Raw genomic sequence first — 26,853 nt, 5'->3', positions numbered from 1 at the left:
TTCTTGAACATTTAACTTGCATGTGGCGGTCAATTTGATATACTCAAGCTTGTTTAAGAATACCATTTCAAGCCGCCCGGAAGGAAGGGATGTCCGCATGGATCATAACCGCACGCCGCTTTTTACCGCATTGACCGAGCATGCGGCCAGGCAGCCGATTCAGTTTCATATTCCCGGACACAAAAAGGGAGCGGGCTCCGATCCGGAATTTCGCGCATTTATCGGAGACAATGCGCTCTCGATCGATTTGATCAATATCGCGCCGCTCGACGACCTGCATCAGCCGACCGGCGTGATCATGGAAGCGCAGCGGCTGGCCGCCGACGCGTTCGGGGCCGAATATACGGTATTTTCCGTGCAAGGAACGAGCGGCGCGATCATGACGATGATCATGTCCGTCGTCGGCGAAGGCGACAAAATTATCGTTCCGCGCAATGTCCATAAATCGATCTTGTCGGCAATCATCTTTTCGGGGGCGAAGCCGATCTTTTTGTCGCCCGTCCGCGATACGAATTTGGGCATCGATCACGGCGTCACGACGAGCTCCGTACGCAAAGCGCTCGACAAGCATCCGGATGCGAAAGCGGTGCTCGTCATCAACCCGACGTATTACGGCGTTTGCGCCGATTTGAAGCAGATCGTGGAGCTCGTACATAGCTACGACATTCCGGTGCTCGTCGACGAGGCGCACGGGGCGCTTATCCATTTTCACGACGACTTGCCGATATCCGCCATGAAAGCGGGAGCCGATATGGCCGCGACCAGCGTGCACAAGCTCGGAGGCTCCATGACGCAAAGCTCGGTGCTGAACGTGCAAGGCCCGCGCGTCAGCCAAAGACGCATTCAAACGATCATCAGCATGCTGACGACGACGTCGACGTCGTACCTGCTGCTGGCTTCGCTCGATACGTCGCGGCGCAAGCTGGCGCTGCACGGCAAAGAGATGGCCGAGCAAACGATGCGGCTCGCCGAATACGCGCGCCGGCGCATTAACGAAATTCCGGGCTTGTACTGCTTCGGGGACGATATTCTCGGCACCGAGGCGACGTTCGATTACGATCCGACCAAAGTGACGATCCATATCCGCCATCTCGGCATTACGGGCTACGACGCGGAAAATTGGCTGCGGGACAAGTACAATATCGAGATCGAGCTGAGCGATATGTACAACATCCTCTGCCTCATTACGCCCGCCGATACGCAGGAAAACGTGGACATTTTGCTGGACGCGCTGGCCGAGCTGGCGAAGGAGCACGCCCATAACGAGGCGAACGAGCTCGTCGTCAAAATCCCGGAAATCCCCCAGCTTTCGCTGACGCCGCGCGACGCCTTCTACGGCGATACGGAGCTCGTCCCGTTCAAGGAGTCGGCCGGCCGCATTATGGCCGAGTTCATTTACGTGTATCCGCCCGGCATACCGATATTGCTTCCCGGCGAGGTTATCTCGCAGGAAAACATCGACTACATCGTCGATCATCTCGAAGTCGGCCTGCCGGTCAAAGGACCGGAAGACCGGACGATCGAGTTCGTCAAGGTAATCGTGGAAACGAAGCCGATTTTCTAGCAGCCCCGAGACGCGACAAAAAAGGAGCCGCCCGCCTGCGAATGCGGAGCGACTCCTTTTCGTTTTGTATCGAATCGCGTCAATATTGCTCGCTGAGCCGCATGCTCGGGATGAGCTGCTTCAAAAAGACGGACACGTCCTCCGCCTCTTCGACGTTCAGCCCGAACGAGCGCTGCAAATGCGCCAAATGGTCGAGATCGTCGTGATCCAACAAACAGGAGCGGTTCGTCTGCATGCAAATGACCAAAGGCTTGCCGAAAAACGCCGTCGTGTACACAATGCCGAAATCGTAACGGGTCCGATCGGTAGCGAAGCCGACAAACTGGACGTTCGATTGTTCCGCCGTATCGTACAAACGATCAAACATGCGGTCACGCTCCTTTTGGATTGAATTTTCTGAATATTTGTATTATTTTTGCAAGTATATCATACGAATCTGGCGGAACGCAATGATTCCTATGGACCAATCCGGCGAAAACCGCCTTTCGACGGCCGCAGGCGAACGAACCGGCCAGCTCCGCACCGTTGTCAAACTATGGACGAAATGCTATGATGTTGATGGATAACGGGACGACTAAGGTGGTGTAGCTATGGCGCAAAGCGCTTACATTTATCTCGTGGACGGATCGAGCGCGTCCACCTTGACGCTGGACGAATTGAAAGGTCATTTGGACCGCTACCGGGAGCAAACGGCGCTGACCGGCAAGCAGCTCGGGTGGGATTACGCCGCATCCGCCTTTCCTTATACGGTGGAGACGAAGCCCGAGAGCCAAGGGAAATGGTTTTATTTGAAGGGCACGAGCTCGCTCTACAAGTATATTTTGTTCGGCGTCGGCAGCAAAGCGGACGAGGACAAGGAGCGTACGTACATCCAGGTGACGCTTCCGGACGACGCGACTCACGGCGACAAATCGAAGGGCAACGAGCTGTGCAAATATTTGGCCAAAAACTTGAAGGCGGAGCTGAAGCTGTTCAACGGGCGCACGATGTACTTCAACCCCCGCAAATAAGGACCCGGGCAAATGAAACCCCCTTTTCCCGCACGGGAGAAGGGGGTTTGGTTCGCTTTATTACGCTTCGGCTTCCGTCGCGACGATCTGTTCGTACACGTTCGTCACGTGCTCCCACTCGGCGTCGTCTTCGATGTTGACCAGGAACGACTCGTCGCCTTCCTCGTCGATCCGGAAAATGATGCTGTCCGCCTCCGGGTCGTTTCGATCGAGCAGTACGGCATAAGCTTTGTTTTGCGTTTCGAACGTATATACGATCACCATTTCGTGTTCGTTTCCGTCTTCGTCCGTCAATATGAACACGTCTTCCTCGTGTTCGTCGCCGCAGCCGCAATTTTCGTCGTGCTGATGCTCGCTCATGCATGACCCTCATTTCGTCGATTGGATTTCGAACCGTTCCTATCGTACCATTTTCCCATATTCCGGTCAATGAAGGTCCGTCCGGGTTACTCGGATATGATCGTTTTCTCGGAAACGACCGCATAGTCGCGAATATCGTCCAGCTTGATTTTGAACTGCACCTTGTACTTGCCGTACGAATCGAACGATACGCTCTCGAGCGGCCAGCTGTACCAGAAGCTGTCCTTGCCGTCCTGCAGCGCGACCGCGTTCGTGGAACGGATGACGGCTCCTTCCGGAGACACGAGATCGATCTTGAACGATTGAATCGGCGTCGCCAAGCTGTCCACCTGGGCGGCTACGACGAAATCGAGCTTGTTGCCTTGGCTCACTTTGCCGAACGGCGTCTTCGGGGAATCGTCCTTTGCGATGTCTTTGGCTACGAACATATGTACGTTCGGTTTGTATAAATAAGCCGTTTTCGATTCGTCGTCCCATTTGACCATCGCCTGGAGCGAATCGGACAGCTCGCGAAGCGGCAGCACGACGCGGCCGTCTATCATGAACGCGGGAACGTCGCCTGTCGGCACCCCCTCGTTGTTCAATTGCACTCTCACTTTGGCGTATCCTTGATAATCTCCCCATGGCGAGCCTGCATAGACGATTCCTGCGCCGAGCACGACCAAGGTGGCTGTAAGTAAAGCAAGCCGCTTCATTTTCACTTCGAAAACCTCCATCGAACTTCTCATTTCTGAACAGTTATACTCGGTGTCGAATGAAAAGTTGCGCGCAAAAACGATAAAAATATTTGCAATTTCGATAGAGAATCGTTACAATAATTGTTTAAATATTCCATGAAGTTCAGGCTGGAAGAACTTCTTAAAGATTGGTAAAATTTTTATAATACACCAGACCAAATACATTGTAAATAATAATTAAGTTTCATAGATTCAAGTTACGCAATCGGCCGAAATCATGTAAACTGATACAGAAGATTTTAATCAATGAGGAAGCGGGAATCATCATGAGCCAGTATTTCGGTTTGCATGCGGAAATCGATCAAATGAAAAAGCTCCTGGAACGTACGGCGAAAGAATGCATGTACAACTTCCGGCACCCGCAAGTAGTCGAAATCAGCCAGCGGTTGGACAAGCTGATCGTCAAAGTGATGCGATACGACCGTTAACGGCCCGTACGCCTTACGGGTCGATCTCCAGCTCCGCAATCCGCCTCTCCGCGTAGCGCGTATCTTTGTACGCGAAAAACGTTTCGGCCTTCTCGACGATAACCGCGCCGTTATATTCAGGAATTCCCGCATGCGGCTCGTAGACGCCTTTCGGAAACAGCACATTGCCTTCGGGCCAGTACACTTCGATATTCCCGGGCGAGATATCGGCGATTTTGGCGCGTCCGTACAGCGTTCCGTTGCGGTTGTAAACGACGATCGCTTCGCTTTCCGCGATTCCGAGCTCGCGGGCGTCGGACGGATGAAGCAGGACGTCTTCGCGCATCGCGGCATTGAACGGATCTTTCCGGTCGTACACCATCGAGTTGAATTGTTTGCCCCTTCGGGTCGTCGCGTAAAAATGTCCTTCGGGCTTCCGCAATTCCGGGAGCTGAATCGCAAGAAGCTTGCCCTTGCCGTCCGGCGTCGGGCATATTCCGTCTTCGCAAAGCCACGCCCCGCCCCATTGAAAGACGTCCCCTGCCTTGGACAAATGCCGGATGCCGTCATAGGAAGGGACGGCCGCCGCGATTTCGTCGCGAATCGCCTGCGCGGACGCGAAAGCGATTTTATGCTTCAGCTCGGGCTTCACTCTCGCCGCCATGTCGGCGATGATGTCCCATTCCGCCCTTACCTCGCCGATGCGCGGGCCTTCGATTTCCGGGCTGAAGTAGACCATCCGCTCCGTGCTTGTCGACGTTCCGCCGCCGGGCTGCTCGTATCTCGTCATCGCCGGAAGGACGATCACTTCCTCGCACGCGTCGACGAGAGCCGACGTATTCAAAATGATGTCCTGATGCACCCGCAGCTCCATATGCTCCAGGCACGAGCGAATGAAGTCCGGCTTCGGCATCGTTTCCAAAAAGTTGCCGCCGCTCGTATACAGGACGCGCGTTCGCCGCTCATGGCCTTCCGGCAGCAGCGCGTTTTCGAGCGACAAGCCGACGATGTCGCCCTGCCAAGCCGGGATCGGGAAGCCCCATAACGCTTCGAACCGTTTCCGGCTTTCCTCGTTCAGCGGTTCACCTCCCGGCAGCGACATCGGCTCGGCGCCCATTTCGCCGGCGCCCTGCACGCCGCTATGCCCGCGAATCGGCATCAAGCCGCATTGTTCCCGGCCGATGAAACCGCGCAGCATCGCCAGGTTGGCGAGCTGGGATACGTTGTCGGTGCCGAACCGGTGCTGCGTAAGGCCCATGCTCCAGACGAACACTCCGGTCCGGGCCGAAGCGAGCGTACGGGCGAACTCGCCGATGCGTTCCTTCGTCAGACCCGAGCTTCGTTCCAGCGCCGTCCAATCGAGAGCGGCGACGTGCCGCCTCAGCTCCTCGCAGCCGGTCGTATGCTCGTTGATATAGTTCCGGTCGAGCGCCGAGCCCGGCTTCTCCTTCTCCATTTCGAACCAGATCTTCATGATTCCGTTCATCAGCGCGATGTCGCCGCCGATATTCACCTGCACGAAATCGTCGGCGATTTTCGTGCCGAACAGCGCGCTTTCCGGAATCGACGGAATCCAATACCGTTCCATCGAAGGTTCGCGGTACGGATTGACGACGATGATTTTCGTCCCCGCCCTTTTCGCCGCGTACATATATTTGGTCGAAACCGGCTGGTTGTTCGCCGCGACGGAGCCCCAGAAGACGAGCACGTCGGCGCCGATCCAATCTTTGTAGCTGCAGCTCGACGCGCCGATGCCGAGCGACCGTTTCAGCGCCGTCTTGCTCGGCGAATGGCAAATGCGAGAGGCGTTGTCGATGTTGTTCGTGCCGAGAAACCGCGCGACCTTCGAGGCGGCGTAATACACCTCGTTCGTAATGCCGCGGGCGGTCCAATAAAAGGCGAGCTGCTTCGGATCGATGCCGCGGATTTTGTCCGCGATCCGGTTCAGCGCTTCGTCCCAGCCGATGCGGGTGAACCCGCCCTCGCCCTTGCGGCGCAGCAGCGGATACGGGATGCGGCCGAGCCCCCGCAGCTCGGCGCCGCTCATCGCCCGCAGCCGTTCGATATCGTCCAGCCAATGCGGGGAAATCGCCGGCATCGTGTTCAGCCGGAGCACGTTCAGCCGGGTCGTGCACAGATGGGGGCCGTCCAGCGTCCGGTCGCGCAGCCCGGAAACGCCGAGCGCGCAGCCGTCGCAAACCCCTTTCGTCAAGATGCGGTAAGCGTACGGCAAATTGTCGCGATTGTCGTAAAGCGCTTTCAACGTATCCCACAGATGATGCGGCTTCACCTTGCCGAGCCCGAGCGGAACCGGGCTGACCCACAGCGAAGGGCGCGGCGTCCGGCCGAGCTTGACCGGACCGGTATGCTTCGTATTTCCCATATCGAACCATCCTCCCGCCTGTTTTCCATGGTATCATAATACCATGAACGCGCGGGATGGGCATCCCGGAATCGAACCTGGGAGGAATGCTGCTATGACCGGCAAAACAGAAACGGCCGCCTGGCTTGTCCGAAAATACGACGGAGACGCATGGACGGAGCAGGACGATCCGATCGCCGCGGAATATCCGCTCACCGTTTACGCCGGCGACGCCGAATGGGCGACGATCGTCTGCACGCCGACCGACCTCGAGCAGCTGACGGTCGGCTTTCTCGCCTCGGAAGGAGCGATCCGCGTCTATGACGATATCGAGGAGCTGGCGATCGACGAGGACCGCGGCATCGCCTACGTCCGGTTGGCGCGTCCGCAAGCGCTCGATCCGTCGCTGTTTTCCAAGCGCCGCATCGGCTCGTGCTGCGGCAAAAGCCGGCTCTCCTTCGTGTTTCGTACCGACGCCGAGACGTCGAGAAAGCTCGAATCGGACATGACGATCGCCCCGTCCCGCTGCTACGAGCTGATGCGGCAGTTGCACGCGGCCTCCGTCGCGCATCGGCTGACCGGCGGCGTTCACGGCGCCGCCTTGTGCGACGAGACGGGCATCTTGGCCCATTTTACCGATATCGGCCGGCATAACGCGCTCGACAAGCTGTACGGGCACTGCCTGATGAATCGCGTGGAAACGGCGGACAAAACGATCGTCTTCAGCGGCAGGCTTTCTTCCGAAGTCGTGCTGAAAGCGGTCAAAATCGGCGCCCCCGTGCTGCTGTCGAAATCGGCGCCCACCGACCTCGGCCTGCAGCTGGCCGAGGAGCTCGGACTGACCGCCGTCGGCTTTTTGCGGGGCGGGAGCATGAACGTGTATACCCGCGGGGAGCGTATCGCCCCTATTTGAAATACCGGGTCAGGATGCATGGAACGCCGCCGCCGACCGCGCCCGGCCGTTCCATCAGCGCCATGTATTGGATGCCGCGCGCGCACTGCTTTTTGCAAACTTCGCATACGTCCGACGTGACGATTTTATATTGGGCTTGCGGCTTTGCCGACGATACTTGCTTTTTCGCTTTTTTGCCTGCCATCGTGCTCCCTCCCCCGCTTCGAGCGAATAGATGCCGGATTCGCATTGTAGTGTATGCGGACGCGGAGAAAGCGGACTCCGCGCCTGTACCGGGAAAAACGAAATGTTTGCGCGGGGAGTCCTGCCCAGGGCCTATGAAAATTTTGTCGAATTCGGGCGAACCGTTCTTTTCAAGCTTGTGGAAAAATGATACATTTACTATATGTGTTCTAGGCCGAAGGGGGAAGCGTATGAGCATCACAATCCGGATGATCGGCACCGGCTCGGCATTCGCGAAAAACTATTTCAATAATAACGCACTCGTGACATGCGGCGACTATACGCTCATGATCGACTTCGGCATAACCGCCCCGCTGGCGATGCACCGGCTGAACGTACCGCTCGACGTGATCGACGGCGTGCTCGTGACGCACCTTCATGCGGATCATATCGGCGGCTTCGAAGAGCTGATGCTCCGCCTGAAGTTCGACTACAATAAAAAACCGGCGCTTTTTATCGAAGAGCGGCTCGTAGCGCCGCTGTGGAATTATTCGCTGCGCGGAGGTCTGGAATTCGGCGCGGGCGGACGGCAAACGCTGGACGATTTTTTCCGCGTCGTCCCGTTCCGGGCCGGCGTCCCGCAAACGGTCGCTCCGGGAGTGAGGCTGGAGCTGCTGCCGACCCGCCATTTTCCGGACATGCCCAGCTTTGCCGTCGTCATAAACGACAATCTGTTTTACAGCGGAGATACCGTCTTCGATCCGAAGCTGATCCAGGCCGCGCAGGATCGGGGGTGCGAATATTTGCTCCACGAATGCCAGCTGGAGGGGCAGGGCTTGTTCCACGCCACGCTCGACGAGCTGCTGACGCTGCCCGAAACGGTTCAGCGCAAAATTTGGCTGATGCACTACGGGGACAATATGGAGCAGTTCGCGGATAAAGCCGGGGCGATGACGTTTATGCGCCAGCACGAAACGTACGCCTTTCCGCCGTCCGTCGAAGCAAAGTAAAGCCGGCGCGAAAGGACGCTTCCTTCGCCGGCCGCGGGGCGATCCCGAGAAAACGTCTTGTTGCGGAAAAAACCCGGGGCTCGCCCCGGGTTTTGCGTGTCGCCGTGTCAAAACATCGGCAAATTGTCCAAATTGTTGCTCGGGTCGCCGTCCGCGTCTCCCCGAATGTACGTCTCGCCGTCTCTTCCTTTAAATGCATTGACGCCTTGAATGGCGCCCGACTTCACTTCCGCCAGAGCTTGCTCGTAGTTCAGCACGCGGCCGGTCGACGTTTTGAAGGCGGTGATGTCGCCATCCCCGTTTTTTTGAACGGCTACGAACGATTCTCGGTCGTTTCCCGATGCGAAATCCATATCGGCAGCTCCTTCGCTGTAAATTCGCGGTACAACGTTACTATTCCCGGAATTCGCCAAAATATGAACGTTCGCGCGTTCCGAAAGCGAACCGCTTACGGCCGCAGTTGTTTTCGCATGCGCACGTGCATGATGCCCGCGTCGTCAAACGGTTCGTCGGATTCGGTCGCGTACCCCAACCGGCCGTAAAACGGCTCGGCCTGCAGCTGCGCGTCGAGCACCGCGTACGAATAGCCGAGATCGGCCGCAAGCCGCTCCGCCGCCTCCATGATCCGGCGGCCGCAGCCTTGTCCCCTTCGAGCCGCTTTTACGGCGACGCGCTGAATTTTCGCCGTCTGCGCATCGTATCGTTTCACTCTCGCCGTGGCGACAGGCTCGCCGCGATCGACCAGCAGCAAATGGCGGCATGCCCCGTCCGGCGTATCGAGCTCGTCGACCTCCAAATGCTCGGGGACGTTCTGCTCGGCGACGAACACTTCTTTGCGCAGCCGCAAGCATTGCTCCAGCCGCTCGGCGTCGCGCGCTTCGATGATGTCCATTGGTCCTCCCCGTCCTTCTTCATAGTGCGATATGGAACCGGAAAGTCCGGCATGTCCATTATAGCCCGAACGGCGAGGCCGCGCATCCTCAGGAGCGCATCGTCATCATGTTGCCGGACGAATATTTGCGCAGGCCGCGGTAAAAGAACAAAATGCCGAGCGCCGTCAGCAGACCGCCGACCCCGGTCGCCCCGGCCAAAAAGGGCCATTTCACTTCGCGCAGCAAACCGATCGGCATATAGCTGATAAAGCCGGCCGGGATGACCGTAAACAGGACGAGCCGCCCGATTCCTTTAAAAATGTCGGTCGGATACGTCGAAAACGTGACGAAGCCGATGAACACCTGCTGGCCGATCCCTTCCGCATTGCCGATGTAAAACGCCAGCGTTTGCGCGATGACGTTGAAGAAGACGAAAATGACCGTAGCGAGCGTCAGCCCGAACCCGAACTTCAACAGCCCGGAAAACGTATGGTCGCCGAAAATCGCGTACAGCATCAGGCCGAAAACGACGTCTCCGATCGCCGATACCGACATGCGGCTGATGAGCACGTGGAGCAGCACCGGCTTCGGCTGGGTCAAATAGACGTCCAGCTGGCCGTTCGCAATCATGCCCGCCATCGCGTAGCTGTTGCCGAACAGGACGGCCGACAGTCCGAAGCCGCCCGCTCCGATCGCCCACATCATCATGACGTCCTGCAGCTGCCAGCCGTTCACGATCGGAAACTTGGTGAAATAGACGCCCCAATAAAAGATCCAGACGACGTTGTTGACGACCATCATCCCGGCCGTCAGCAGGAAGCTCATCCGGTATTCCATCGCGCCGGCCAAGTTCAGCTTCCAGCATGTAAGAACGAATCGAAGCAGCTTACCCGCCGTTGACATTCAGCTTTCGCACCCCTTTCCGGTACACGAACGCCGCGACGGCGACCAGCGCGGCCGCCCAGCTCCACTGAATCGCGACCATCCGGACCGTTTCCCCCGGATCCGGCGCGACGGCCGTTTTCGCGGCGAAATAGGCGACCGCCTGGAAGGGCAGCCACTCGCTGACCGAACGAAGCGAGTCCGGGAACATTTCCAGCGGAAGCAGCATGCCGCCGATCGTAAACAGCAGCTTGTTGTAAACGAAATCGAGTCCCCGCGTCTCCTCGACCCAAAATGCGCATAACGACAAAATCATGACGAGCAGGAAATTGACCGTGAACGAGCCGATCATGACGAGCAGACAGAGCGGAACGTTATAGCCGGGCGGGCTCCAGCCGAACCAAAGCGTCGCCAGCGCCGAGCCGAGCAGCAGGTTGATGACGACGCGGACCGCCGCCTCTCCCATGTAGCTGCCGTAATGCATGAGCAAATAGCTGGCCGGCCGCGTCAGCTGGTAGGCGATATCGCCGTTTTTCACCTCGGCTTCGACTTTCGCGTTCAGCTTCGGCGAAGCGAGAATGATCGATTCCGCAACGGCCAAATACCAAATCATCTGCTCGAACGTATACCCTTCGATTTCGCGTTCCCCCACTCCCGCGAACGTCACCGACCATAGCTGAAAAAAAATAAACAAAATGACGAGAAGAAACAACGATCGGATCAAAAAGTCGAGCACGTAGGCCAAATGGCTGCGAACCGTCACGCGGGCGAACGCCGTATATTTGGCCAGCTTGCGGACGGCTGTCATCCGCCTCCCTCCTTCCGCGCGTGGCTTTCGTAGATGTGCGTAATGATTTGCTCCATTGGCGGATCTTCGATCGTGACGTCGTCGAGCCGGTACCGGTCCACGATATGGGCGAGCACCCGCTCGATCGACGTCCGCGACGTGTCGACCGACAGCTTGAGCCGGTTGTCGAGCGATTCGAGCTGTTCCACGCCCGGATGGTCGATCGGCTCGGGCCGGTCCTTCAGACGGAGCTCGATCGTCTTGCGCGTCAGATGGAGCCGCTTCAAATCGGCCACGCTCGAATCGAGCACGACGCGCCCGTGATTGATGACGATCGCCCGCCGGCACAGCTGCTCGATATCGCCCGCGTCGTGGGACGTAAGGAAGACGGTGATGTTTTCCTTCTCGTTCATCTCTTTCAGCAGCTCGCGGATTTTGTGCTTGACGACGACGTCCAGCCCGATCGTCGGTTCGTCCAAAAAAACGATGCCGGGACGGTGCAGCAGCGCGGCCGCGATTTCGCACCGCATCCGCTCGCCGAGCGACAGCTTGCGGACCGGCACGTCGACGTAAGCGCCGAGCTCGAACCGGTCGATCAGCTCCGCGCGCCGCTTCCGGTAGTCGGCTTCGTCCAGCTCGTAAATGCGCCGCATCAGCTCGAACGTGTCCGCCGGCGGGAGATGGTACCACAGCTGCGATTTTTGCCCGAACACCGAGCCGATCCGGTAGGCGAGCTTTTTGCGCTCGCTCCACGGGCGGAAGCCGAGCACCTCCGCATCGCCGTCCGACGGATGCAGGATGCCGGTCAGCATTTTGATCGTCGTCGATTTCCCCGCCCCGTTCGGGCCGAGAAACGCCAAAAATTCGCCGGCCTCCACCTCGAAATCGATCGGGTGCACGGCCGTCTTTTCCGTAAATTCGGGACGGAACAACGCTTTTACGCTGCCCGCGAGCCCTTCCCGTTTCCGTTTTTGCCTGAATCGTTTCGTCAGTCCTCTTACCCGTATCGCCTTCACAGCGTTCGTCTCCTTCCCGGATCGCCGATTTACTTCGCTAAAGCAGCAAAGACCCGCGGCCGTCCGCTCGTCCATAGAGCCGGAACTTGCCACAGGTCTTTTATCCCCACGGTGTAGCGCGATATTCCGTTCGCGCCCAGCTTCGCTCGGTTCGTCTGCGGCTTCGCGCCGGTATCGGATCCCTAGAAGCTCTTCCAGTAATATTTTTACATATTACCACGGCCCCGCGGAAGCTGCAACGCTTTTTTTGCAACGGCGAAACGGAGGTTCAGCTCGCCGCTTCCTTGGGCGTTCGCGGCGGCCTTCAAGCGGAACGCGCCGCGCTTCAGCAGCCGCTTGACGCGGTTCGGCGTCAGCTTCGGATTTCGCTGGAGCAGCGCTGCCGCTCCGCCCGACACGATCGGAACCGCCATCGACGTGCCGGACATGCGAAAATAGCTTTTGCCGACCCGGTCCGACGGATTGCCGCGGTCGTTCAAAGAACCGGGCGCCCGAAGCGAGACGATGCCCACGCCGGGCGCGACCAAATCGGGCTTGACGCGGCCGCCCGCGACCGGGCCTCTGCCGGAAAACGGCGCGATCGTATCGTCGTTTTGCCTGACCGTTCTGCGGTCGTTCGTCGCTCCGACCGTGACGAGCAGCGGGCTGATGCCGGGCGACTCGATCGATCGCGCGCCCGGCCCGGCGTTTCCGGCGGCGGCGACGACGACGAGCCCCGCCCTCCAGGCCCGCTCCGCCGCTCTGCAAACCGGATCGTCCGCGCATCGCGATACGCCTCCCGAGCCGAACGACATGTTGAGGACGCGAATCCGGTATTTTCGGCGGTTGCGCAGCACCCAGTCGACGGCGGCGACCACGTCCGAGCTGTCGGCGTCGCCGTCCCGGCCGAACGCCTTGACGACGACCAGCTTCGCCGCGCTCGCGGGCCCTTTGTATTTGCCGCCCGAGCTGAAGCCGTTGCCGGCGGCGTCCCCGGCCACGTGCGTGCCGTGACCGTTGTCGTCGTACGGCTGTTTCCGGCCGCGGACGAAATCTTTAAAGGCGACGATCCGGTTCGTCGGCTTCGTCAAATCGGGATGCGGATACACCCCCGTATCGATGATGGCGATCGTCACCCCTTTGCCGTCGAGTCCTTGCCGCTGCAGCGCCGCCCCTCCGACCGAGGGCGTGGCGATATTCAGGCTGACGCGCACCTTGCGGTCCAGATGCACCCGCCTCACGTCCTTGCGGCAGCACAGCTTGCGGAGCCCGGCGAGCGACAGTCGCGCCGACAGCGCCCGAAGCGCGGACATGCGCCGGATGACGCGAAAATGGCCGCCCTGCTTCGTCATTCCCCGCTTCACGGACTGCAGCCATCGTCGCGTCGGGCTCCGTTTCAACTCGATCACGACCTGAAACGTCCCGCGCTTCGATTTCGCCCCCCCGCGCCGCCGCGGATCGGTAACCGCGCGCCGCAGGTGAGCGTTCATTTTCGGATGGACGACGGAAGCTTTCGGCTTCCCGCCCGATCGTTTCGGCATATCCGGTCATCGCCTCCTTCTCCGTTTCGAAAGCGGAAAGAAGCCGGAGCGCACCGCCCCGGCCCGAATCTAGCGGCATGCCGTCAATATTTGCAGCCGCGGCTAATGATGACAAGCAAAATGAACAGCACCAAAATCGTACCGGCCGAGCTGTAAGCCGGAGCTTTCGGATAACAATGGCTGACGTGAACGGGCATGTAAGGCGCCGTGTAAGCGGGAGCGATGTTTTCGTAGGGGGCGTTCACGTTTGCGGGCATCGTTGCGGCCGGAGAGACCATGTTCGGCATGCTCATCATCGGAGAAACCGCGTTGACCGGTTTATTCGGAAATTCCATTATTGCACCTCCCTTTGACCTTCAATCTACCATCAGTCTATGGGATGGCACCTATGCGGAACACGGATAAACACCCAAGCCGGGCAAAATAGACGAATGCCTACCCCTCGCGCCCGTTTGCGAGGCGGCGCATTCGGCAACAATGGAGCTATGGATTTGTTCAACGTTTTGTCAAAAAGACGTCAAACGGGCGAATGGATTTGAAATCCAAAATATCGTATAATCGGTGAAGTGACATTTCGATCGAGGAGGACCACAGATGTACAAATGGATTATGTCCGTTTTGTTTTTCGGGGCATGCGCGTTCGGCCTGATCTTCCTGCTCGTCAGCGCAAAACCTGAAAAAAGCGAAGACGAAGCGGCCGCAGAAAGCGGAAAACCTCAACTGAAAATTACGGCAAGCAACTTTCAGTTCGATCAAGCCGAGTATAGAGTAAAAACGGGGGAAACGTTGCAAGTCGTATTGAAAAATAAAGAAGGCACCCACGGCATCGACATCACCCAGCTCGGCATTTCGCTCAGCGGCAAAGAGCTGTCCAAAGAAGTGACGTTCGACAAACCGGGCACGTACGAAATCGTCTGCTCCGTACCTTGCGGTGCCGGACATGTGAATATGAAAGCGAAGCTGATCGTGGAATAACGTTTGCGGGACTGGAGAGGGACAAGCGCCCTCTCTTTTTCTATGCGCCGGCAGGATCACGTCGCCTTTTCGGCCAGCCGTTCCCGCCGCACGTACCGTTTCAACTGCTCCTTCTCGAGCTCCGTGAACCGGTATTCGCAATCGCAGCCTTCGTTAAGCGCGACATAGTCGATCGGTTCCCCGTCCGTCCGGCAAATGACGAGAGCCCCGGGCTCCGGCAAATCGTCGGGCCATTCCGCTCCGTTCCGGCGCAGCTTCAAATAAACGTCGATGAACGATCCCCTTCGTTCCACAATAGGCGAGTGCGGCAGCAATTCCGCTTCGAACATCGCGCCCGCATCGAATTTGTACACGGTGCATCCCCCTTTTACGCTGCGATGGTTTATAATGTAGGGAAAGCAAAAATCACGGCGAATTCCGGACGTTCGTCCTTTCGGATTCGGAAAGTGAGGTGCCCTTCATGGCGAAAATGACCGAAGAGCAAATTCAAGAGCAGTTGGCCGGAAGGCCGGGATGGACTCGCAAAGACGCGAAATGGCTCGTGAAAAAATACAGGTTTCCGCAATATATGAAAGGCATCGAGTTCGTCCAGCATACGGCCATGACCGCCGAGGCGCTGAACCACCATCCGATGATCGCCATCGAGTACAAAATGGTGACGATCAGCGTCACGACCTGGAGCGAAGGCGGCATCACCCCGCTCGATTTCGAGCTGATGGACCGGTGCGACCGGCTTTACGGCTCCATGTGCGGTCCCGGTTGAACGCCGTGCCGGTCGTCCCTCGGACGGCCGGTTCGGTTTTTCATCAAGGAACGGAGAAGCAGCGAGCCGAGCACAACGATTTCCAGCACGAAAACGACCGCGTCCCAAAATCGCGCCGCATCGTCCGGCACGGCCAACCGCGGCAGCGCGGTCGCAAGCGAAACGACAAGCTGCGGCGCGAAATACAGGGCGACGATCGCCAGGTTGAGCACATAGCCGGCCGCATAAACGACGGCGTACCAACGAACCGCGCGCGGCTCTTCTTCCCGCCCCTTCTCCCGCCCTTCCCTTCCCGACAGCTTCCTGCCGAGCCAGCTGCAGCTTCGTTCCATCAAATTATAGCAGCCCGTCCCGTTCTCCACAACGTAATACAGGTCCGTTTTCATGAAGAGGCAGCATTGGAACGCCAGCTTCACGACGAGATCGAGCACCGCCAGAGCGGCCAGCTTCCGAACAATTTCCGGATCGCCGGGAAGCGCCGTCTGGACGAGCAGACAAACGAGCAGCACCAGCTGATCGACCCCCATGCCGGCCAAAAACGCCCGGTTCCGCTGCTTCGGCGTCAAACTCCAAATCCCGTCCATCTCGGTTTCGAACACGACGAACACGAACCGGTGGCCGACGCCCAGCTTCGCCGGAAGGCCGAACGAGCGAACGGCCGTTATATGCCCGAGCTCGTGCAGAAGGAGCAGTGCGAACGAAAGCCCGAGCCACGTCGCGCTGTTCAGCGCCATCGAATCGAACGGAAAGGCGTCGCGAAACCGCGGGAACAAGTCCGGCTTGGCCGCCAGCAGCGCGACGTTCGCAACGATCGCGCCCGCGTACAGCCATCGCATCGCCGGATGAAACAGCATCCGGGCGAACGAAGGCGATATCCAGCCGAAGCCCCCGGACGTCTTCGCCTTTTCCGCATCGTTTCGCCCGCGAGCCTCGCCGTTGTCCTTGCGGATCGGGATGCCGTCCAGCTCGGCGACGAGCCGAAGCTCGAGCAGCTGCTCCGCGAAGCCGGCGAGATCGACGTCTTCGTCCGGAAAGCGGGCCGACAGCTCCCGCTCGATCGTCTCGAGCGTCTCGCCTTCGCCCATGCGCTGCAGGGCGATCACGCATAGCTCGGACATTTCGTAATAGTCGCGGTTCGCCGCATCTTCGACGATATAGCCGTTCCGGTCTTGGCGAACGACGAGCTGCACCGGCTTCAGCCGGCTTTGCGGCGTAACGTTCAAGCTTCCGCCCCCCTCCGACTTCGTTCCAAATAAAAAGGATGCGGCCGAGTCGGCTGCATCCTTCACGTTCACCACCAAATTCCGCACCACCAGCAAGTCGTTTTCACTTTTGCGAGTTTTCTGATCTTCATAACCGTTCACCCCCTTGTCCGAGTTATGGTGCAGCCGTTGCCGCAGCGTTTGTTGCCGTGTACGCGTTCTGCTTGACGCGCTCCTCCTCGACGTACTGAACGATTTGAGGATACGCGTCTTGAAACAGCTGCACGACAGCGGGATCGAACTGCGTCCCTTTCCCTTGCACGATTCGGTTGTACGCTTCCTGTACGGTCAAGGCGTCGCGGTACGACCGCTTCGTCGTCATCGCGTCGAACGCATCCGCAACCGCTGTAATTCTCGCGATAAGCGGGATTTGTTCACCCTTGAGACCGTCCGGATATCCTCGGCCGTCCCAGCGTTCATGATGGTGAAGCACGACGCTGACGCTGTCCTGCAGGCCGTCGATATGCTTGATCGCGTTGACGCCGACGACCGGGTGGGTACGAATGATTTCGAATTCCTGCTCGGTCAATGAGGACGGCTTCGTCAATATATGATCGGGGATGCTTACTTTTCCCACGTCGTGCAGCAAACAAGCGTAATAATAAGACTTCAGCTGTTCCTCCGAAAAACGGTTCAGCCGTCTCGCCATCACCAGCGAGAAATGGGCGACCCTTTCGCTATGTCCGCGCGTGTACGGGTCTTTCAGCTCCAGAGTGGCGACGATTCCTTTCACGATGCCTTCCAATTGCCAATTGTACGAGTCCCGGATCGCATTCACGTATCCGTAAAACCGGTTCAGCATAATGTACGACATCGCGGATAAAATCGGATAAAGCGCCAGCGGCAGCATCAGTCCGGGTTGGCGCAGCGCCAGAAGCAGCAGCACGTACTTGGCCGTTATGCCCCCGATGACGGTCCAAAAATACTTTTTGTTCAAAAAAATCGGCGAAAACAAAACGAACAAAACTTCCGCCACGTTGCTCGATTCGTAAATGTTGTCGGAGCCTATGTAGACGTACAAATCGTTGGATACCGTTACGGCCAAATACGTGTACAAATAAACGTATTTGACGAGATCCGGCCTCTGTCTGCGCATCAGGTAGACGGCCGCGAACAGCAGCGCGATCTGGAACGCATAGATGCCGTAGCCGAGCCCGCCCGAAGGAAGGCCGATCTCTCTCGTGTGGCCTATATATTTCGGATACACGTAAAAATAAAAAGCGTCAAAAGAGAAACCGATACCATAAAACAGCAGCAAAAACAACCTGATCGCCCGCTGTTCCTGGTTCATGACCGTACTATCGAGCAATCCCTTATGCATTCGGTTACCCCTCTAAACGCAATGGCTGCCGGGATGTTCGGGAACGCCGAAATCGAAAAAGGATTATAGTTCAACTATTTCGACATTTCCCACAATATTCCTGCTTGTTCATCACGTTTTTGTAAAATATTTTAAGATTCGCGTTTTTACAACGAATGTTCGCGCCGCTCCAGCATCGATATAGGAAAACTAGCCTCGTCCTCCGTTCCTATGCGGCCCCATGCCATGACACCGTTAACATACTTCAGCTCGAACGGCTCCGACCGCCCGGCCACCTTGTATACCCCCTGCGGGAACGTCTCGTCGGAACGCAAATACGCCTTCGCCATCCATATTTTTTGCTCCAGCATCTCCCGCTGACTGGGAAATTCGGCGTTCCGCTTGGCCGCCTCCAGCCTGTCCAGCTCCTCGCGCAATTCATCCCGGGACATTTCGCCGTATCGTTTCATTTCCCTCCTCCGTTCCTAGCGTATGGGTAGTTGCAACTATTTTCGGTCTCATTTTTACATTATCACAAATTGTCGATTAGGAACAACGTGAAAAAAGTATGAGAAAGCTTACGCCGCGAAGGAGTTCGACCGCTTCCCAAGAACTACCGGACGGTTGCGCCGTTCGTCGTTCGCCGATTTCATTACATCATTCGACATAATTTTGTCGATTCCTGCAAGACGCTTGCTACAAAAAAAGGGCGAACGCGGTTTGGACCGCGCGCCCCGATTCGACTTTACCGATTTCCGCAAAAAACGGTCGGCAAAAAGGAAAAAACCCTTGATTTACAAGGGTTTTCGTTATGATCTGTAGTGGGCTCGAACCACTGACCCCTACCCTGTCAAGATAGTGCTCTCCCAGCTGAGCTAACAGATCGTATTTAATATTCATCAGCGACAAGTAATATAATAGCAAGAACTTTCGAGCATGTCAACACTATTTCTCGATTTTTTTTGGATTGCGCGGTATACGCCGATTGTTCAAGAATCAGTCCTTCAAACGAAGGGATTTATTGCTCAAAGATGAACGGGAGAGCTACGAAAAAAAGTTTATAAACCAATAGGCCGGATGGTAGCATCCTAATTATAAGAACAGTTGCATCGCATAACGCCGTTGTTACGAAGGTGATCTTATCCGACTTACGAATTATATCAATTTTACGAAAAACCCCTTTCACTTCTCGTATCGGAAAAAGGACCCTCTCGGTCAACAGGGACGTATCTACCATATGCATCAAGGTATGGAACTGTTTTTCCTGCATGAGGGAGTTGGAAAGGCGTTGATCGAGAATCGGATCATCGATATCGAGTCCGGAATGCTTTTATTTTATTCGCCTTTCCAACCGCATGGAGTAACGGTGGAACATAATGTTCCAGGGGCTCTGATCCGCTCTGTCTTCGAATTTGATCCGATCGCCCTTGAGCCGTACGTGAAACCGTTTTCCTCGCCTCAACTATTATTTTACAATTTGTGGAAAAACAGGGCATCATATTTCCACATTATTTCGAAAAGCGACGGGAACGAGCATATCCGAATATTTGATGGCCAGAAGACTGAAGCAAACATGCAAGCTGCTTACCGATACGACCGAATCCATCGAGCGGATCGCCAATGAGGTCGGCCTTACGAACTTCTCTTATTTTTGCCGATTTTTTAAATCGCGAATCGGAATGACGCCGTTTCAATTTCGAAAACAGTTCGCTGAGAAAGACTGACTTCGTTTCTTACAATATTCCTTCGCTCACCCATGTTCCGGGAGAACCGTCCGCCGTGCATATCCACCCTTTCTGCAGTCCTACGGCAGGGTTCGAATTGATAATTTTGTCCCCTTTTTTCCATAACCCTGCGATCGGTATATCCGTACCGTACGCGATAACGGTCTTGCTCGATGTATATTCGACAGACTGGAAAGTCGTATGCGGATTTATGATGTCCATCGGTCCGGCAGGTCTGTTTATCCACTTCTCGCCGGTGTTTAAAAAATATCCGCAGTCCGATATACAATCGAATGCCACTTCTCCAAGATCGACATATTTATCGTAGACTCCGGGTGAGGTTCCTCTATAAATTCGAATAGTAAGACATATTCGATCGTCGTAGTATGGATTATTGATGACGGGAATTCCGTTCCCGGTCGTATTTACTCTGGACAGCTCGCCGGATGCGTTGCGACTGCTGAGCAATCTCGTTTTGTCGCCGAATAAAGCAGGTTGATATTCGATATATCCAGACCGTCGCCCAACCATTTGATTCCGATCAGATCGTTCGGATTATCGGTATGAAACGATGTTCCAGATCGGAGCCGAACAACTTCTCGATGTCCGGATTTGCGATCGTCGGCAGCCTGCCCGATTTGGAAACAATCGTTTGAACCTCGTCGGAAAGAATATGCGACATTACTTTCCAGGCGATTTCTTTTTTCTTTCCGAGCGACGAATGGATCATCATGTGAACGTCAACCTCCCGGCCGGTTCCGAGATACTCTTTGAAATTAGGCAGCGCCACCCAGTCCCAGTTGATCGAATCCCCCTTTTTATGCATGTCTTCCAAAGGACCGAGCATTTGATCGGCCCAGCTGGTCATCATCGCCACATTTTTTTTCTGCAAAAATCCGATGTATGGATAATCCCAGCGTGAATCGAATTTATAGCCCGGCAGCTCGTAATTTTGTTTCATGAAGGTCAATACTTTTTTCCATCCCTCCGTATCGATGAGCGCTTTATTCGTTTTCAGGTCGATCAGCGGCAGCGACATTTGGCCTCCGATCCGGTCGGGAGCATCCAGTTCCATTCCAATGTAGGCTTCCCCGCCATCCGTCCGCGTCAACTTGCGCGCAAGCTCGAACGTCTCGTCCCATGTCATCAAATCTTTAGGGTACTTAACTCCGAACTTGTCAAAAATGCTTTTATTGTAATACCATCCGGCAAAGTTTAAGGAATACGGCACCAAGCAGCTGGCCTTTATCGGAGTACATGGAAAGCGACTCCAGAACAATGGGCCGTATTTTTCCTAAATCGAACCCGGTGGTTCGGGCATATTCGTTAAGATCCGTTGTAAGCTGCAAATCGATGAATCGATGGAGAGACGTATTGCTGGTGTAAATCATATCGGGAACTCGCCCTTGGCCGCAATCAAATCCTGCACTTCGTTTCCTTTTCCTTTTCGAATCCAACCGAACTAAGCCACGGACGCACATGCAAGCATTTGGATACATAGCAGCCTCTTTTTCATCCGAATGTTAGCCTCCCCTTTTTTTAGTAAAGCGCTTACTGGAATAATAGCAAAGCGGCATGTTTTTTTTACTGCTGCGGTTTGAATAAATGTTGCTAAAGTTCGATTTTGACGATGCACAAAAACGAAAGGGAGCCCCAAGGCCCCCTTCCCTTTTCGTATCGGTTCAAGATCCCGTCGACCGATAATGCTTCACGCCGATATGCCAGACGAAGACGCACGGGACGATAAACAGCAAGCCCGCAAGCGGAGCCAGCGCGTAGAGCCAATCGTTTCCCGACGTTTTGCCCAGCACGTACATGAGCGGATAGTAATTGACGCAGCCGAATGGAATGACGAACGTGAAAAAACGGACGATCCATCGGTGATAAATGTTCAGCGGAAATTTCGCCATCTCCCGGCCGCCGTCCGTAAAAATATTGGCGATCTCCATTCCCTGTATCGTCCAAAACGACAGCGTCGCCGCCAAGATGAAGATGCCGGTGAAAATAAAGACGCCGCCCGCGATCATGAGCAGAAGCGTCGCCGTCTTCAGCGCCGTCCATTCGACCGTCAGGCCGCCGAGAGCCAGGACGAGCACGAAGACGCTTTGCAGCAGCCGCCCGAATCGCGTAAATTCGAATTTCGAGCCGAGCACCTGAATGACGGTGCTGCGCGGACGAACGAGCAGCCGGTCGAAATCGCCGTTGCGCACGAGGCTGGAAAAGGCGTCGAAGCCGCGGGCGAAGCATTCGCTGATCGAGTAGCCCATATGTATGACGGCGAAGCAGAGGGCGACCTCGTAAAAGGTCCACCCTTTGATTTGGCCGAACCGCTCGAACAGGAAGTAAATGCCGGCCAGCATCGCGAACGGGATGAAAAACTGTCCGATCGTCAGCAGCCAAAACGACGCGCGATACTGCATTTGCGATTTGAACAAAATAAGCACATACTTCGAGTACAGTTTCACCGCGTTCTCAACCTCCTTGTACGACCACTCGGCGAAGCGCCCGCCGAAGCGCCGTCTTCCCGACGAACAGCAGGGCGGCCAGCCAGAGCAGCTGCAGTCCGATGCCGCGGAAAGCTTCCGCCGGCGGAATATGCCCCGAATACACCCGGAACGGAAAATCGGCGGTCAGATGGAACGGCAGCAGCAGCACGATCGTTTGCAGCCATGAAGGCATGAGCGGAACCGGAATCGTCATCCCGGCCAAAAACTCCCCGAGCAAGCCGAACAACAGCAGCGAACCGACGGGAGACATCGTATAGAAGACGGAAATGTAGATCAGCATCGAGATGGCGACGAGGACGAGCAGCCCGAGCAATAACGCCGCCGCGAACAGCATAAACGACGATGCGGCTGGCGGAAGCGTCAGCCGGTACGGGCGGGGAAGCAGCATCGCGACGACCAGAATCGGAACGCAGCGCAGCAAAGCGGCGGACAGCCGCTGGGCGAGCAGCTTCGCATACCAAAATTCGTACAGGCCGGCCGGTCTGCACAGCTCGTAGGCGATATTTCCGCTCGTAATCAAGTCGAACAGCTCGTTATCGCGAAACCAGAGCATAATAAAGGCGAGAAACGATTGCTGAAGCCACAAGTATACGATGAGCTGCTCGAGCGACATCGGCGGCTCCCCGCTCGTCTGCGCGTAAAACGCCTCGAAAATCATGATGAACAAAAATCCGAAAAAAAATTGCGTCATCACGCCCGCGACGGCCGCCGCCCTATACTGCAAACCGAGCAGCAGCCTGAGCCTCAACACGGAGTAATACGCTTTCATATGCGATACTCCTCGTACAGCTTGACGACGATATCCTCGATCGGCTGCGCCTCGATCGAGACGTCGACGATATCGACTTTCTCCGACAGCTCGCTGATGACTCCGGATATTTTCGTCCGTTCCATATCGACGAGCAGAACCGCTCTGGTGGCGGAACGGGACAGCAGCTGAACGCCGTCGAGCTCGAGCGGCGCATCCGCCGTTTCGCGATAGTCGACGGTGACCGTTTTGCGCGAGCCGAAACGGGCCCGCAGTTCGTTCAGCGTCCCGTCCACCAACAGACTCCCGTTTCCGATCATGATGATCCGGTTCGCCAGCGCTTCGATGTCGTTCATGTCGTGCGTCGTCAGGATGACGGTGACGCCTTTTTGCTCGTTGATCGTTTTGATAAACCGGCGGACGGCGATTTTGGAAACGGCGTCGAGACCGATCGTCGGTTCGTCGAGAAATAAAATGTCGGGACCGTGCAATAGCGATGCGGCGATTTCGCAGCGCATCCGCTGGCCGAGACTCAGCTGGCGGACGGGCATATGAACGAGGCTTCGCAAATCGAGCGATTCGACAAGCAGGTCGAGGCTGTCCCGGTACGCGCGTTCCGGCACTTTATAAATGTCGCGCAGCAGCTCGAACGAATCGATGACCGGCACGTCCCACCATAGCTGCGACCGCTGCCCGAACACGACGCCGATATGCCGCACGTAGGCGACGCGATCTTTCCACGGCGTATACCCCATTATGGAGCATTCGCCTTCGTCGGGCACCAAAATGCCGCTCATAATTTTTATCGTCGTCGATTTTCCCGCGCCGTTCGGCCCGATGTAGCCTACGATTTCTCCGGGCCGGATGCGGAACGTTATGCCGTTTAGCGCCTGCACCGTTTTATACTCGCGGACGACAAGCGCTTTAAGCGCCTGCCCGATGCCGCTCGCCCGCTTCGCGACGCGAAACGATTTGCTTAACCCCGATACCGAAATCACTGGGTCATGTCGCCTCCCCGATTCTGAATAAGCTCTTCCGAGCGCTTCCGTCGGACGGAAGCAATATATCATTCTAGATTCGCGGGGATGCCCGGGCAAGAGAAAAAACAACTATAACGGACAATATAACGCGAAATCATCGGCTAGTACCGTTACCAAACTTGTCTCTCTCTCATCTACTGCTAGCAGGAAGGGAGGGAGAGCCATGCGCACTCATAGTTTCAGCCGCGCGCGGGTCATTCGCCTTCGCCGCGGCCAATCGGTAGCGCTCGTTTGCGGATTCACGCTCGTCACCCGGCGAATTACGCTCAGACCCGGCCAGTTCGTCGTCGCCACCTGCGATGGAAGTCCGCGGGTCATCGTCGTCGGCTGCGAATCGTTTCGCAGAGAAATCCGCATCCACCTTCGCGTCGGCGAACGCTTGATCGTCCGGTGCAGACGGACACATGGCGAATGAGACGGAAAAAGGCCGCTTTCGGCCTTTTTCCCCTTTCCGGCTTGAACGCGCGCGTCCTTCTTCAATCAAGGATTGGCTGGCAGCTCGAACCAGAAGCATACGCCTTTTTCCATATTGGCCACGCCGAACCGGCTTTCGTGCAGCTCCAAAATCAGCTTGACGATCGGGAGCCCGAGCCCGGTTCCTCCCGTTTTCCGGTTGCGCGACCGCTCGACCCGGTAAAACCGCTCCCAGATGTGCGCGATCTGATCGTCCGGGATCGGCTCGCCTTCGTTCTCGATCGAGATACGGGTCATCCCGCTTTCCTTCTCGATGCGAACCGTAATATCGCCGCCCGGAACGGCGTGCCGGATCGCGTTCATCATAATGTTGAACATCACTTGCTCGATCATCCCCGGGTCCGCGTGGACGGACTGCTCGTTCGCCGCGACCGTGACGACGGTAAGCGACTTGTCCTTCAAATGATGCGACAGCTTGTCGACGACGTCCTCCGTCAGCTCGCCGATCGAGAAGACGCTTTTTTTCGGCTTGATCGATTTCGACTCCAGTCTGGCGAGCTCGAGCATGTCTTTGACGAGCTCCTCCATCTTCTCCGTTTCGTCCAATATGACTTCGATATACCGTTCCCGCTTGCTTTCGCCTACGCCGTCCTTCAGCCCTTCGGCGAACCCTCTGACGACGCTGAGCGGCGTTTTCAGCTCGTGCGAGGCGTTCGATACGAACTCCTTCTGCATATGCTCGATCCGCTTCTTGTGCTCCACGTCTTCTCTCAGCTGCTCGTTCGCCAGCTGCAGCTCCTTCAGCGTCGCGTCGAGCGTCTCGGACAAGCTGTTCAGGCTGTTCGACAGGCTGCCGATTTCGTCGTTGCGGCGAATCGGCGACTTCGCCGTAAAGTCCAGCTTGGCCATGCGGCGGGCGACGTTGTTCAGCGAGACGATCGGCCTTGCGATCAATCGGGAGAAAATGAGCGACAGCAGCAAAATGAGCAGGAAGCCGCCGATTCCGATATAGACGTAAAACAGCTGCAGCGCGTCGTACGCCTCGCTGATTTGCTGCAGCGACGCAAAGGCGAAAATGAGCTCGCTGACGCGGCCGTCCCGCATGACCGGCTGGATCGCGATGAAGCTGCGCACGCCGCTCCACGAATCGATCCATTCCTCCTCGATGCGGTTCCCTTTTTGCAGCTCCGCCTTATGGGCGTCCGACAGCGGGAACCATTCCTCGAGAGCGAGCGACAGCATCCCCTGGCGCAAATTCCACTGCTTCAGCCCCGGGAGCAGCAGCTCCGTAATGTCGCCGACGATGCGCTCCCGCGGGTACGGCGTCTCGATCCCTTCCAGGCCGCGAATTTCTTTCGCGCCCGCTTTTTTGATTTCGACCGGGTACAGCCAGTCGCGTGCCGTTTCGTCCTCGAAAAAGCCTTCGACCTCGATCCGGTCCCCGCGCTTCAGCTTGGCCGCCTGCAGTTCGCGTCCTTTGGAGGCGAACGTCGACAGCGACACTTTCACCTGATGCCCGTCCGGCTCACGGATGACGATTCGGAACGGGTTATCGTGGACGATTTTGCCTTCCGGGGTCAAAATCGCCAGCTGGGATTTGTTTTTGTTGATGAACAGGGCGATTTCGCGGGAGATACGGTCGTCGTCGCGCATTTGCGCGTAATGCTGCCCGAACGTCCGCAGCTTTTTGCCGAGCGCGGACAGCTTGTAATGCTCGTAAAACTGCTCGAAAAAGAGCAGCTGGCTGACGAGCACGATCGCGTAAAAGGCGACGAACAGCGACGCCGTAATCGCGAACAGCTTGACGACGACTCCGCGGCCGCTCATCGGTCCTCCTCGAACTTATACCCGGCGCGAATGACGGTGCGGATATGGCGGGCTTCGTCGCCCAGCTTGCTTCTCAGCTTTTTGATGTGCGTATCGACGACCCGCGCGTCGCCGTCGTAATCGAACCCCCACAGCTGGTCCAAAATCGTTTCGCGCGAAAGAACGATGCCGGCGTTCTTATATAAGTAGAGCAGCAGCTCGTATTCTTTGGGAGACAGCTCGATCCCGCTTCCGTCGATGTCGACGCGGTGCGCCCGTTTGTTGACGACGACGCGGCCGAACCGGATAATATGGTCGTCTTTGCCGACCGTCCCTTCGACCCGCTTGATCAGCGTTTTCGCCCGTGCGACGAGCAGCCTCGGGCTGAACGGCTTCGTCACGTAATCGTCCGCGCCGAGCTCGAAGCCGAGCAGCTTGTCGTCGTCCTCCGACCTGGCGGTCAGCATGATGATCGGGATATCGGATTTCGCCCGTATTCGTTTGCAAACCGTCCAGCCGTCGAGCCCCGGCAGCCATATATCGAGGATGACGAGATCGGGCCTCATCGTCTCCAGCATATCCAGCGCATCGCCGCCGTTGTCCGCCTCGTGCACCGTCCACTGCTCCTCCGCGAAATAATCGGCGACGATTTCCCGGATCCGGCTTTCGTCTTCCACCAGCAATACGCTCCGCTTCAATTCGCATGCACCTC

The 26,853-nt window shown here is 56.7% G+C and carries 32 protein-coding genes and 1 tRNA gene; 10 read left to right on the top strand and 23 right to left on the bottom strand.

Annotated features, from left to right (window positions below; genetic code table 11):
* The first annotated feature begins 97 nt into the window (after nt 1-97).
* A complete protein-coding gene (locus tag PV407_RS12080; RefSeq protein ID WP_332090174.1) occupies nt 98-1,564 on the top strand; it encodes an aminotransferase class I/II-fold pyridoxal phosphate-dependent enzyme in 1,467 nt (488 codons plus the stop codon).
* Nucleotides 1,565-1,643: 79 nt separating this feature from the next.
* On the opposite strand, the gene PV407_RS12075 is transcribed toward PV407_RS12080, so the two are convergent.
* Nucleotides 1,644-1,931 carry a DUF3055 domain-containing protein gene (locus PV407_RS12075; protein WP_332090173.1) on the bottom strand — a complete coding sequence of 96 codons (288 nt, stop codon included), beginning with the start codon at nt 1,929-1,931 and terminating at the stop codon, nt 1,644-1,646.
* Between the two features lie 223 nt (nt 1,932-2,154).
* On the opposite strand from PV407_RS12075, the gene PV407_RS12070 reads away from it, so the two are divergent.
* Nucleotides 2,155-2,574: a DUF1885 family protein gene (locus tag PV407_RS12070; RefSeq protein ID WP_332090172.1), complete on the top strand. Its 420-nt coding sequence runs from the start codon at nt 2,155-2,157 to the stop codon at nt 2,572-2,574.
* A gap of 60 nt (nt 2,575-2,634) precedes the next feature.
* Here PV407_RS12070 and PV407_RS12065 read toward each other — a convergent pair whose 3' ends face one another.
* Nucleotides 2,635-2,934 (bottom strand): DUF1292 domain-containing protein, encoded by a 300-nt coding sequence (locus tag PV407_RS12065; protein ID WP_332090171.1) that lies wholly within the window; start codon nt 2,932-2,934, stop codon nt 2,635-2,637.
* Between the two features lie 86 nt (nt 2,935-3,020).
* A complete protein-coding gene (locus PV407_RS12060) occupies nt 3,021-3,650 on the bottom strand; it encodes a stalk domain-containing protein (protein ID WP_332090170.1) in 630 nt (209 codons plus the stop codon).
* A gap of 287 nt (nt 3,651-3,937) precedes the next feature.
* Here PV407_RS12060 and PV407_RS12055 point away from each other — a divergent pair, with 287 nt between their 5' ends.
* The gene (locus PV407_RS12055) at nt 3,938-4,099 is read left to right on the top strand and encodes an aspartyl-phosphate phosphatase Spo0E family protein (RefSeq protein WP_332090169.1); all 162 of its coding nucleotides are present in this window, start codon (nt 3,938-3,940) and stop codon (nt 4,097-4,099) included.
* A gap of 13 nt (nt 4,100-4,112) precedes the next feature.
* On the opposite strand, the gene PV407_RS12050 is transcribed toward PV407_RS12055, so the two are convergent.
* Nucleotides 4,113-6,461, bottom strand: a complete 2,349-nt coding sequence (locus PV407_RS12050) for an FdhF/YdeP family oxidoreductase (RefSeq protein WP_332090168.1) — start codon at nt 6,459-6,461, stop codon at nt 4,113-4,115.
* Nucleotides 6,462-6,555: 94 nt separating this feature from the next.
* Between PV407_RS12050 and fdhD the strand changes: the two genes are divergently transcribed.
* Nucleotides 6,556-7,353, top strand: a complete 798-nt coding sequence (gene fdhD / locus PV407_RS12045) for a formate dehydrogenase accessory sulfurtransferase FdhD (protein WP_332090167.1) — start codon at nt 6,556-6,558, stop codon at nt 7,351-7,353.
* Here fdhD and PV407_RS12040 read toward each other — a convergent pair.
* Complete coding sequence (locus PV407_RS12040; RefSeq protein ID WP_332090166.1) at nt 7,346-7,537, bottom strand: hypothetical protein; 192 nt, start codon at nt 7,535-7,537, stop codon at nt 7,346-7,348. The genes fdhD and PV407_RS12040 overlap by 8 nt on opposite strands.
* A gap of 229 nt (nt 7,538-7,766) precedes the next feature.
* On the opposite strand from PV407_RS12040, the gene PV407_RS12035 reads away from it, so the two are divergent.
* Nucleotides 7,767-8,525, top strand: a complete 759-nt coding sequence (locus PV407_RS12035; protein ID WP_332090165.1) for an MBL fold metallo-hydrolase — start codon at nt 7,767-7,769, stop codon at nt 8,523-8,525.
* 107 nt (nt 8,526-8,632) lie between these two features.
* Here the strand turns inward: PV407_RS12035 and PV407_RS12030 are convergent, their stop codons facing one another.
* The 7 genes from PV407_RS12030 to PV407_RS12000 all read right to left on the bottom strand — a co-directional run bounded on the left by PV407_RS12030 (nt 8,633) and on the right by PV407_RS12000 (nt 13,937).
* A complete protein-coding gene (locus PV407_RS12030) occupies nt 8,633-8,878 on the bottom strand; it encodes a DUF3892 domain-containing protein (RefSeq protein ID WP_332090164.1) in 246 nt (81 codons plus the stop codon).
* Between the two features lie 95 nt (nt 8,879-8,973).
* Nucleotides 8,974-9,417, bottom strand: a complete 444-nt coding sequence (locus PV407_RS12025; protein ID WP_332090163.1) for a GNAT family N-acetyltransferase — start codon at nt 9,415-9,417, stop codon at nt 8,974-8,976.
* 88 nt (nt 9,418-9,505) lie between these two features.
* A complete protein-coding gene (locus PV407_RS12020; protein ID WP_332090162.1) occupies nt 9,506-10,300 on the bottom strand; it encodes an ABC transporter permease in 795 nt (264 codons plus the stop codon).
* Nucleotides 10,284-11,087 carry an ABC transporter permease gene (locus PV407_RS12015; protein WP_332090161.1) on the bottom strand — a complete coding sequence of 268 codons (804 nt, stop codon included), beginning with the start codon at nt 11,085-11,087 and terminating at the stop codon, nt 10,284-10,286. The genes PV407_RS12020 and PV407_RS12015 overlap by 17 nt, the downstream gene beginning before the upstream one ends.
* Nucleotides 11,084-12,082 (bottom strand): ABC transporter ATP-binding protein, encoded by a 999-nt coding sequence (locus tag PV407_RS12010; RefSeq protein ID WP_332090160.1) that lies wholly within the window; start codon nt 12,080-12,082, stop codon nt 11,084-11,086. The genes PV407_RS12015 and PV407_RS12010 overlap by 4 nt, the downstream gene beginning before the upstream one ends.
* 206 nt (nt 12,083-12,288) lie before the next feature.
* Nucleotides 12,289-13,602: a S8 family peptidase gene (locus tag PV407_RS12005; protein WP_332090159.1), complete on the bottom strand. Its 1,314-nt coding sequence runs from the start codon at nt 13,600-13,602 to the stop codon at nt 12,289-12,291.
* Between the two features lie 83 nt (nt 13,603-13,685).
* Entirely contained in the window at nt 13,686-13,937 is a 252-nt protein-coding gene (locus PV407_RS12000) for a hypothetical protein (RefSeq protein ID WP_332090158.1), read from the bottom strand.
* 259 nt (nt 13,938-14,196) lie between these two features.
* On the opposite strand from PV407_RS12000, the gene PV407_RS11995 reads away from it, so the two are divergent.
* Nucleotides 14,197-14,577 carry a cupredoxin domain-containing protein gene (locus PV407_RS11995; RefSeq protein WP_332090157.1) on the top strand — a complete coding sequence of 127 codons (381 nt, stop codon included), beginning with the start codon at nt 14,197-14,199 and terminating at the stop codon, nt 14,575-14,577.
* Nucleotides 14,578-14,633: 56 nt separating this feature from the next.
* On the opposite strand, the gene PV407_RS11990 is transcribed toward PV407_RS11995, so the two are convergent.
* Nucleotides 14,634-14,930, bottom strand: a complete 297-nt coding sequence (locus tag PV407_RS11990; RefSeq protein ID WP_332090156.1) for a hypothetical protein — start codon at nt 14,928-14,930, stop codon at nt 14,634-14,636.
* 107 nt (nt 14,931-15,037) lie between these two features.
* Between PV407_RS11990 and PV407_RS11985 the strand changes: the two genes are divergently transcribed.
* Nucleotides 15,038-15,340, top strand: a complete 303-nt coding sequence (locus PV407_RS11985) for a 4a-hydroxytetrahydrobiopterin dehydratase (RefSeq protein WP_332090155.1) — start codon at nt 15,038-15,040, stop codon at nt 15,338-15,340.
* Here PV407_RS11985 and PV407_RS11980 read toward each other — a convergent pair.
* The 4 genes from PV407_RS11980 to PV407_RS11965 form a co-directional block, all read right to left on the bottom strand.
* On the bottom strand, nt 15,313-16,563 hold the full coding sequence (locus tag PV407_RS11980; protein ID WP_332090154.1) for a peptidase: 1,251 nt from the start codon (nt 16,561-16,563) through the stop codon (nt 15,313-15,315). The two genes, PV407_RS11985 and PV407_RS11980, sit on opposite strands and share 28 nt — an antisense overlap.
* 154 nt (nt 16,564-16,717) lie before the next feature.
* Nucleotides 16,718-17,923 carry an HD-GYP domain-containing protein gene (locus tag PV407_RS11975; RefSeq protein ID WP_332090153.1) on the bottom strand — a complete coding sequence of 402 codons (1,206 nt, stop codon included), beginning with the start codon at nt 17,921-17,923 and terminating at the stop codon, nt 16,718-16,720.
* A 146-nt stretch (nt 17,924-18,069) separates the two neighbouring features.
* Nucleotides 18,070-18,372, bottom strand: a complete 303-nt coding sequence (locus tag PV407_RS11970; RefSeq protein WP_332090152.1) for a DUF1811 family protein — start codon at nt 18,370-18,372, stop codon at nt 18,070-18,072.
* 342 nt (nt 18,373-18,714) lie between these two features.
* A tRNA-Val gene (locus tag PV407_RS11965) sits at nt 18,715-18,787 on the bottom strand.
* 256 nt (nt 18,788-19,043) lie between these two features.
* Here PV407_RS11965 and PV407_RS11960 point away from each other — a divergent pair.
* Both PV407_RS11960 and PV407_RS29530 read left to right on the top strand, forming a co-directional pair.
* Nucleotides 19,044-19,526 carry an AraC family ligand binding domain-containing protein gene (locus tag PV407_RS11960; protein WP_332090226.1) on the top strand — a complete coding sequence of 161 codons (483 nt, stop codon included), beginning with the start codon at nt 19,044-19,046 and terminating at the stop codon, nt 19,524-19,526.
* On the top strand, nt 19,453-19,626 hold the full coding sequence (locus tag PV407_RS29530; protein WP_442951650.1) for a helix-turn-helix domain-containing protein: 174 nt from the start codon (nt 19,453-19,455) through the stop codon (nt 19,624-19,626). Before PV407_RS11960 ends, PV407_RS29530 begins: the two co-directional genes overlap by 74 nt.
* A gap of 541 nt (nt 19,627-20,167) precedes the next feature.
* On the opposite strand, the gene PV407_RS11955 is transcribed toward PV407_RS29530, so the two are convergent.
* The 4 genes from PV407_RS11955 to PV407_RS11940 all read right to left on the bottom strand — a co-directional run bounded on the left by PV407_RS11955 (nt 20,168) and on the right by PV407_RS11940 (nt 23,879).
* A complete protein-coding gene (locus PV407_RS11955) occupies nt 20,168-20,905 on the bottom strand; it encodes an ABC transporter substrate-binding protein (RefSeq protein WP_332090151.1) in 738 nt (245 codons plus the stop codon).
* A gap of 403 nt (nt 20,906-21,308) precedes the next feature.
* Entirely contained in the window at nt 21,309-22,091 is a 783-nt protein-coding gene (locus PV407_RS11950; protein WP_332090150.1) for an ABC transporter permease, read from the bottom strand.
* Nucleotides 22,092-22,098: 7 nt separating this feature from the next.
* Complete coding sequence (locus PV407_RS11945) at nt 22,099-22,902, bottom strand: ABC transporter permease (RefSeq protein ID WP_332090149.1); 804 nt, start codon at nt 22,900-22,902, stop codon at nt 22,099-22,101.
* Nucleotides 22,899-23,879, bottom strand: coding sequence for an ABC transporter ATP-binding protein (locus PV407_RS11940; protein ID WP_332090148.1), 981 nt, complete (start codon nt 23,877-23,879; stop codon nt 22,899-22,901). Before PV407_RS11940 ends, PV407_RS11945 begins: the two co-directional genes overlap by 4 nt.
* Nucleotides 23,880-24,084: 205 nt before the next feature.
* Between PV407_RS11940 and PV407_RS11935 the strand changes: the two genes are divergently transcribed.
* Nucleotides 24,085-24,336: a hypothetical protein gene (locus PV407_RS11935; protein WP_332090147.1), complete on the top strand. Its 252-nt coding sequence runs from the start codon at nt 24,085-24,087 to the stop codon at nt 24,334-24,336.
* 65 nt (nt 24,337-24,401) lie between these two features.
* On the opposite strand, the gene PV407_RS11930 is transcribed toward PV407_RS11935, so the two are convergent.
* Together PV407_RS11930 and PV407_RS11925 are read right to left on the bottom strand one after the other, a co-directional pair.
* Nucleotides 24,402-26,162 carry a sensor histidine kinase gene (locus tag PV407_RS11930; protein ID WP_332090146.1) on the bottom strand — a complete coding sequence of 587 codons (1,761 nt, stop codon included), beginning with the start codon at nt 26,160-26,162 and terminating at the stop codon, nt 24,402-24,404.
* Nucleotides 26,159-26,839 carry a response regulator transcription factor gene (locus PV407_RS11925; protein WP_332090145.1) on the bottom strand — a complete coding sequence of 227 codons (681 nt, stop codon included), beginning with the start codon at nt 26,837-26,839 and terminating at the stop codon, nt 26,159-26,161. Before PV407_RS11925 ends, PV407_RS11930 begins: the two co-directional genes overlap by 4 nt.
* Nucleotides 26,840-26,853: the final 14 nt, after the last annotated feature.

The sequence above is a fragment of the Paenibacillus sp. GYB003 genome (genome assembly GCF_036577625.1).
Lineage (GTDB): Bacteria > Bacillota > Bacilli > Paenibacillales > NBRC-103111 > Paenibacillus_AB.
The sequence above is the reverse complement of the archived record's forward strand: the minus strand, read 5'-3'. Positions and strand labels throughout refer to the sequence as shown.

Coding starts and splice junctions, on each gene's coding strand:
- PV407_RS11930 (WP_332090146.1), bottom strand. CDS start 26,162: ATGAGCGGCCGCGGAGTCGTCGTCAAGCTGTTCGCGATTACGGCGTCG.
- PV407_RS11985 (WP_332090155.1), top strand. CDS start 15,038: ATGGCGAAAATGACCGAAGAGCAAATTCAAGAGCAGTTGGCCGGAAGG.
- PV407_RS12040 (WP_332090166.1), bottom strand. CDS start 7,537: ATGGCAGGCAAAAAAGCGAAAAAGCAAGTATCGTCGGCAAAGCCGCAA.
- PV407_RS12060 (WP_332090170.1), bottom strand. CDS start 3,650: ATGGAGGTTTTCGAAGTGAAAATGAAGCGGCTTGCTTTACTTACAGCC.
- PV407_RS12050 (WP_332090168.1), bottom strand. CDS start 6,461: ATGGGAAATACGAAGCATACCGGTCCGGTCAAGCTCGGCCGGACGCCG.
- PV407_RS12080 (WP_332090174.1), top strand. CDS start 98: ATGGATCATAACCGCACGCCGCTTTTTACCGCATTGACCGAGCATGCG.
- PV407_RS12030 (WP_332090164.1), bottom strand. CDS start 8,878: ATGGATTTCGCATCGGGAAACGACCGAGAATCGTTCGTAGCCGTTCAA.
- PV407_RS11970 (WP_332090152.1), bottom strand. CDS start 18,372: ATGAAACGATACGGCGAAATGTCCCGGGATGAATTGCGCGAGGAGCTG.
- PV407_RS12015 (WP_332090161.1), bottom strand. CDS start 11,087: ATGACAGCCGTCCGCAAGCTGGCCAAATATACGGCGTTCGCCCGCGTG.
- PV407_RS11935 (WP_332090147.1), top strand. CDS start 24,085: ATGCGCACTCATAGTTTCAGCCGCGCGCGGGTCATTCGCCTTCGCCGC.
- PV407_RS11995 (WP_332090157.1), top strand. CDS start 14,197: ATGTACAAATGGATTATGTCCGTTTTGTTTTTCGGGGCATGCGCGTTC.
- PV407_RS12020 (WP_332090162.1), bottom strand. CDS start 10,300: ATGTCAACGGCGGGTAAGCTGCTTCGATTCGTTCTTACATGCTGGAAG.
- PV407_RS12070 (WP_332090172.1), top strand. CDS start 2,155: ATGGCGCAAAGCGCTTACATTTATCTCGTGGACGGATCGAGCGCGTCC.
- PV407_RS12055 (WP_332090169.1), top strand. CDS start 3,938: ATGAGCCAGTATTTCGGTTTGCATGCGGAAATCGATCAAATGAAAAAG.
- fdhD (WP_332090167.1), top strand. CDS start 6,556: ATGACCGGCAAAACAGAAACGGCCGCCTGGCTTGTCCGAAAATACGAC.
- PV407_RS12065 (WP_332090171.1), bottom strand. CDS start 2,934: ATGAGCGAGCATCAGCACGACGAAAATTGCGGCTGCGGCGACGAACAC.
- PV407_RS11945 (WP_332090149.1), bottom strand. CDS start 22,902: ATGAAAGCGTATTACTCCGTGTTGAGGCTCAGGCTGCTGCTCGGTTTG.
- PV407_RS12075 (WP_332090173.1), bottom strand. CDS start 1,931: ATGTTTGATCGTTTGTACGATACGGCGGAACAATCGAACGTCCAGTTT.
- PV407_RS12000 (WP_332090158.1), bottom strand. CDS start 13,937: ATGGAATTTCCGAATAAACCGGTCAACGCGGTTTCTCCGATGATGAGC.
- PV407_RS11975 (WP_332090153.1), bottom strand. CDS start 17,923: ATGCATAAGGGATTGCTCGATAGTACGGTCATGAACCAGGAACAGCGG.
- PV407_RS12025 (WP_332090163.1), bottom strand. CDS start 9,417: ATGGACATCATCGAAGCGCGCGACGCCGAGCGGCTGGAGCAATGCTTG.
- PV407_RS12005 (WP_332090159.1), bottom strand. CDS start 13,602: ATGCCGAAACGATCGGGCGGGAAGCCGAAAGCTTCCGTCGTCCATCCG.
- PV407_RS12035 (WP_332090165.1), top strand. CDS start 7,767: ATGAGCATCACAATCCGGATGATCGGCACCGGCTCGGCATTCGCGAAA.
- PV407_RS29530 (WP_442951650.1), top strand. CDS start 19,453: ATGGCCAGAAGACTGAAGCAAACATGCAAGCTGCTTACCGATACGACC.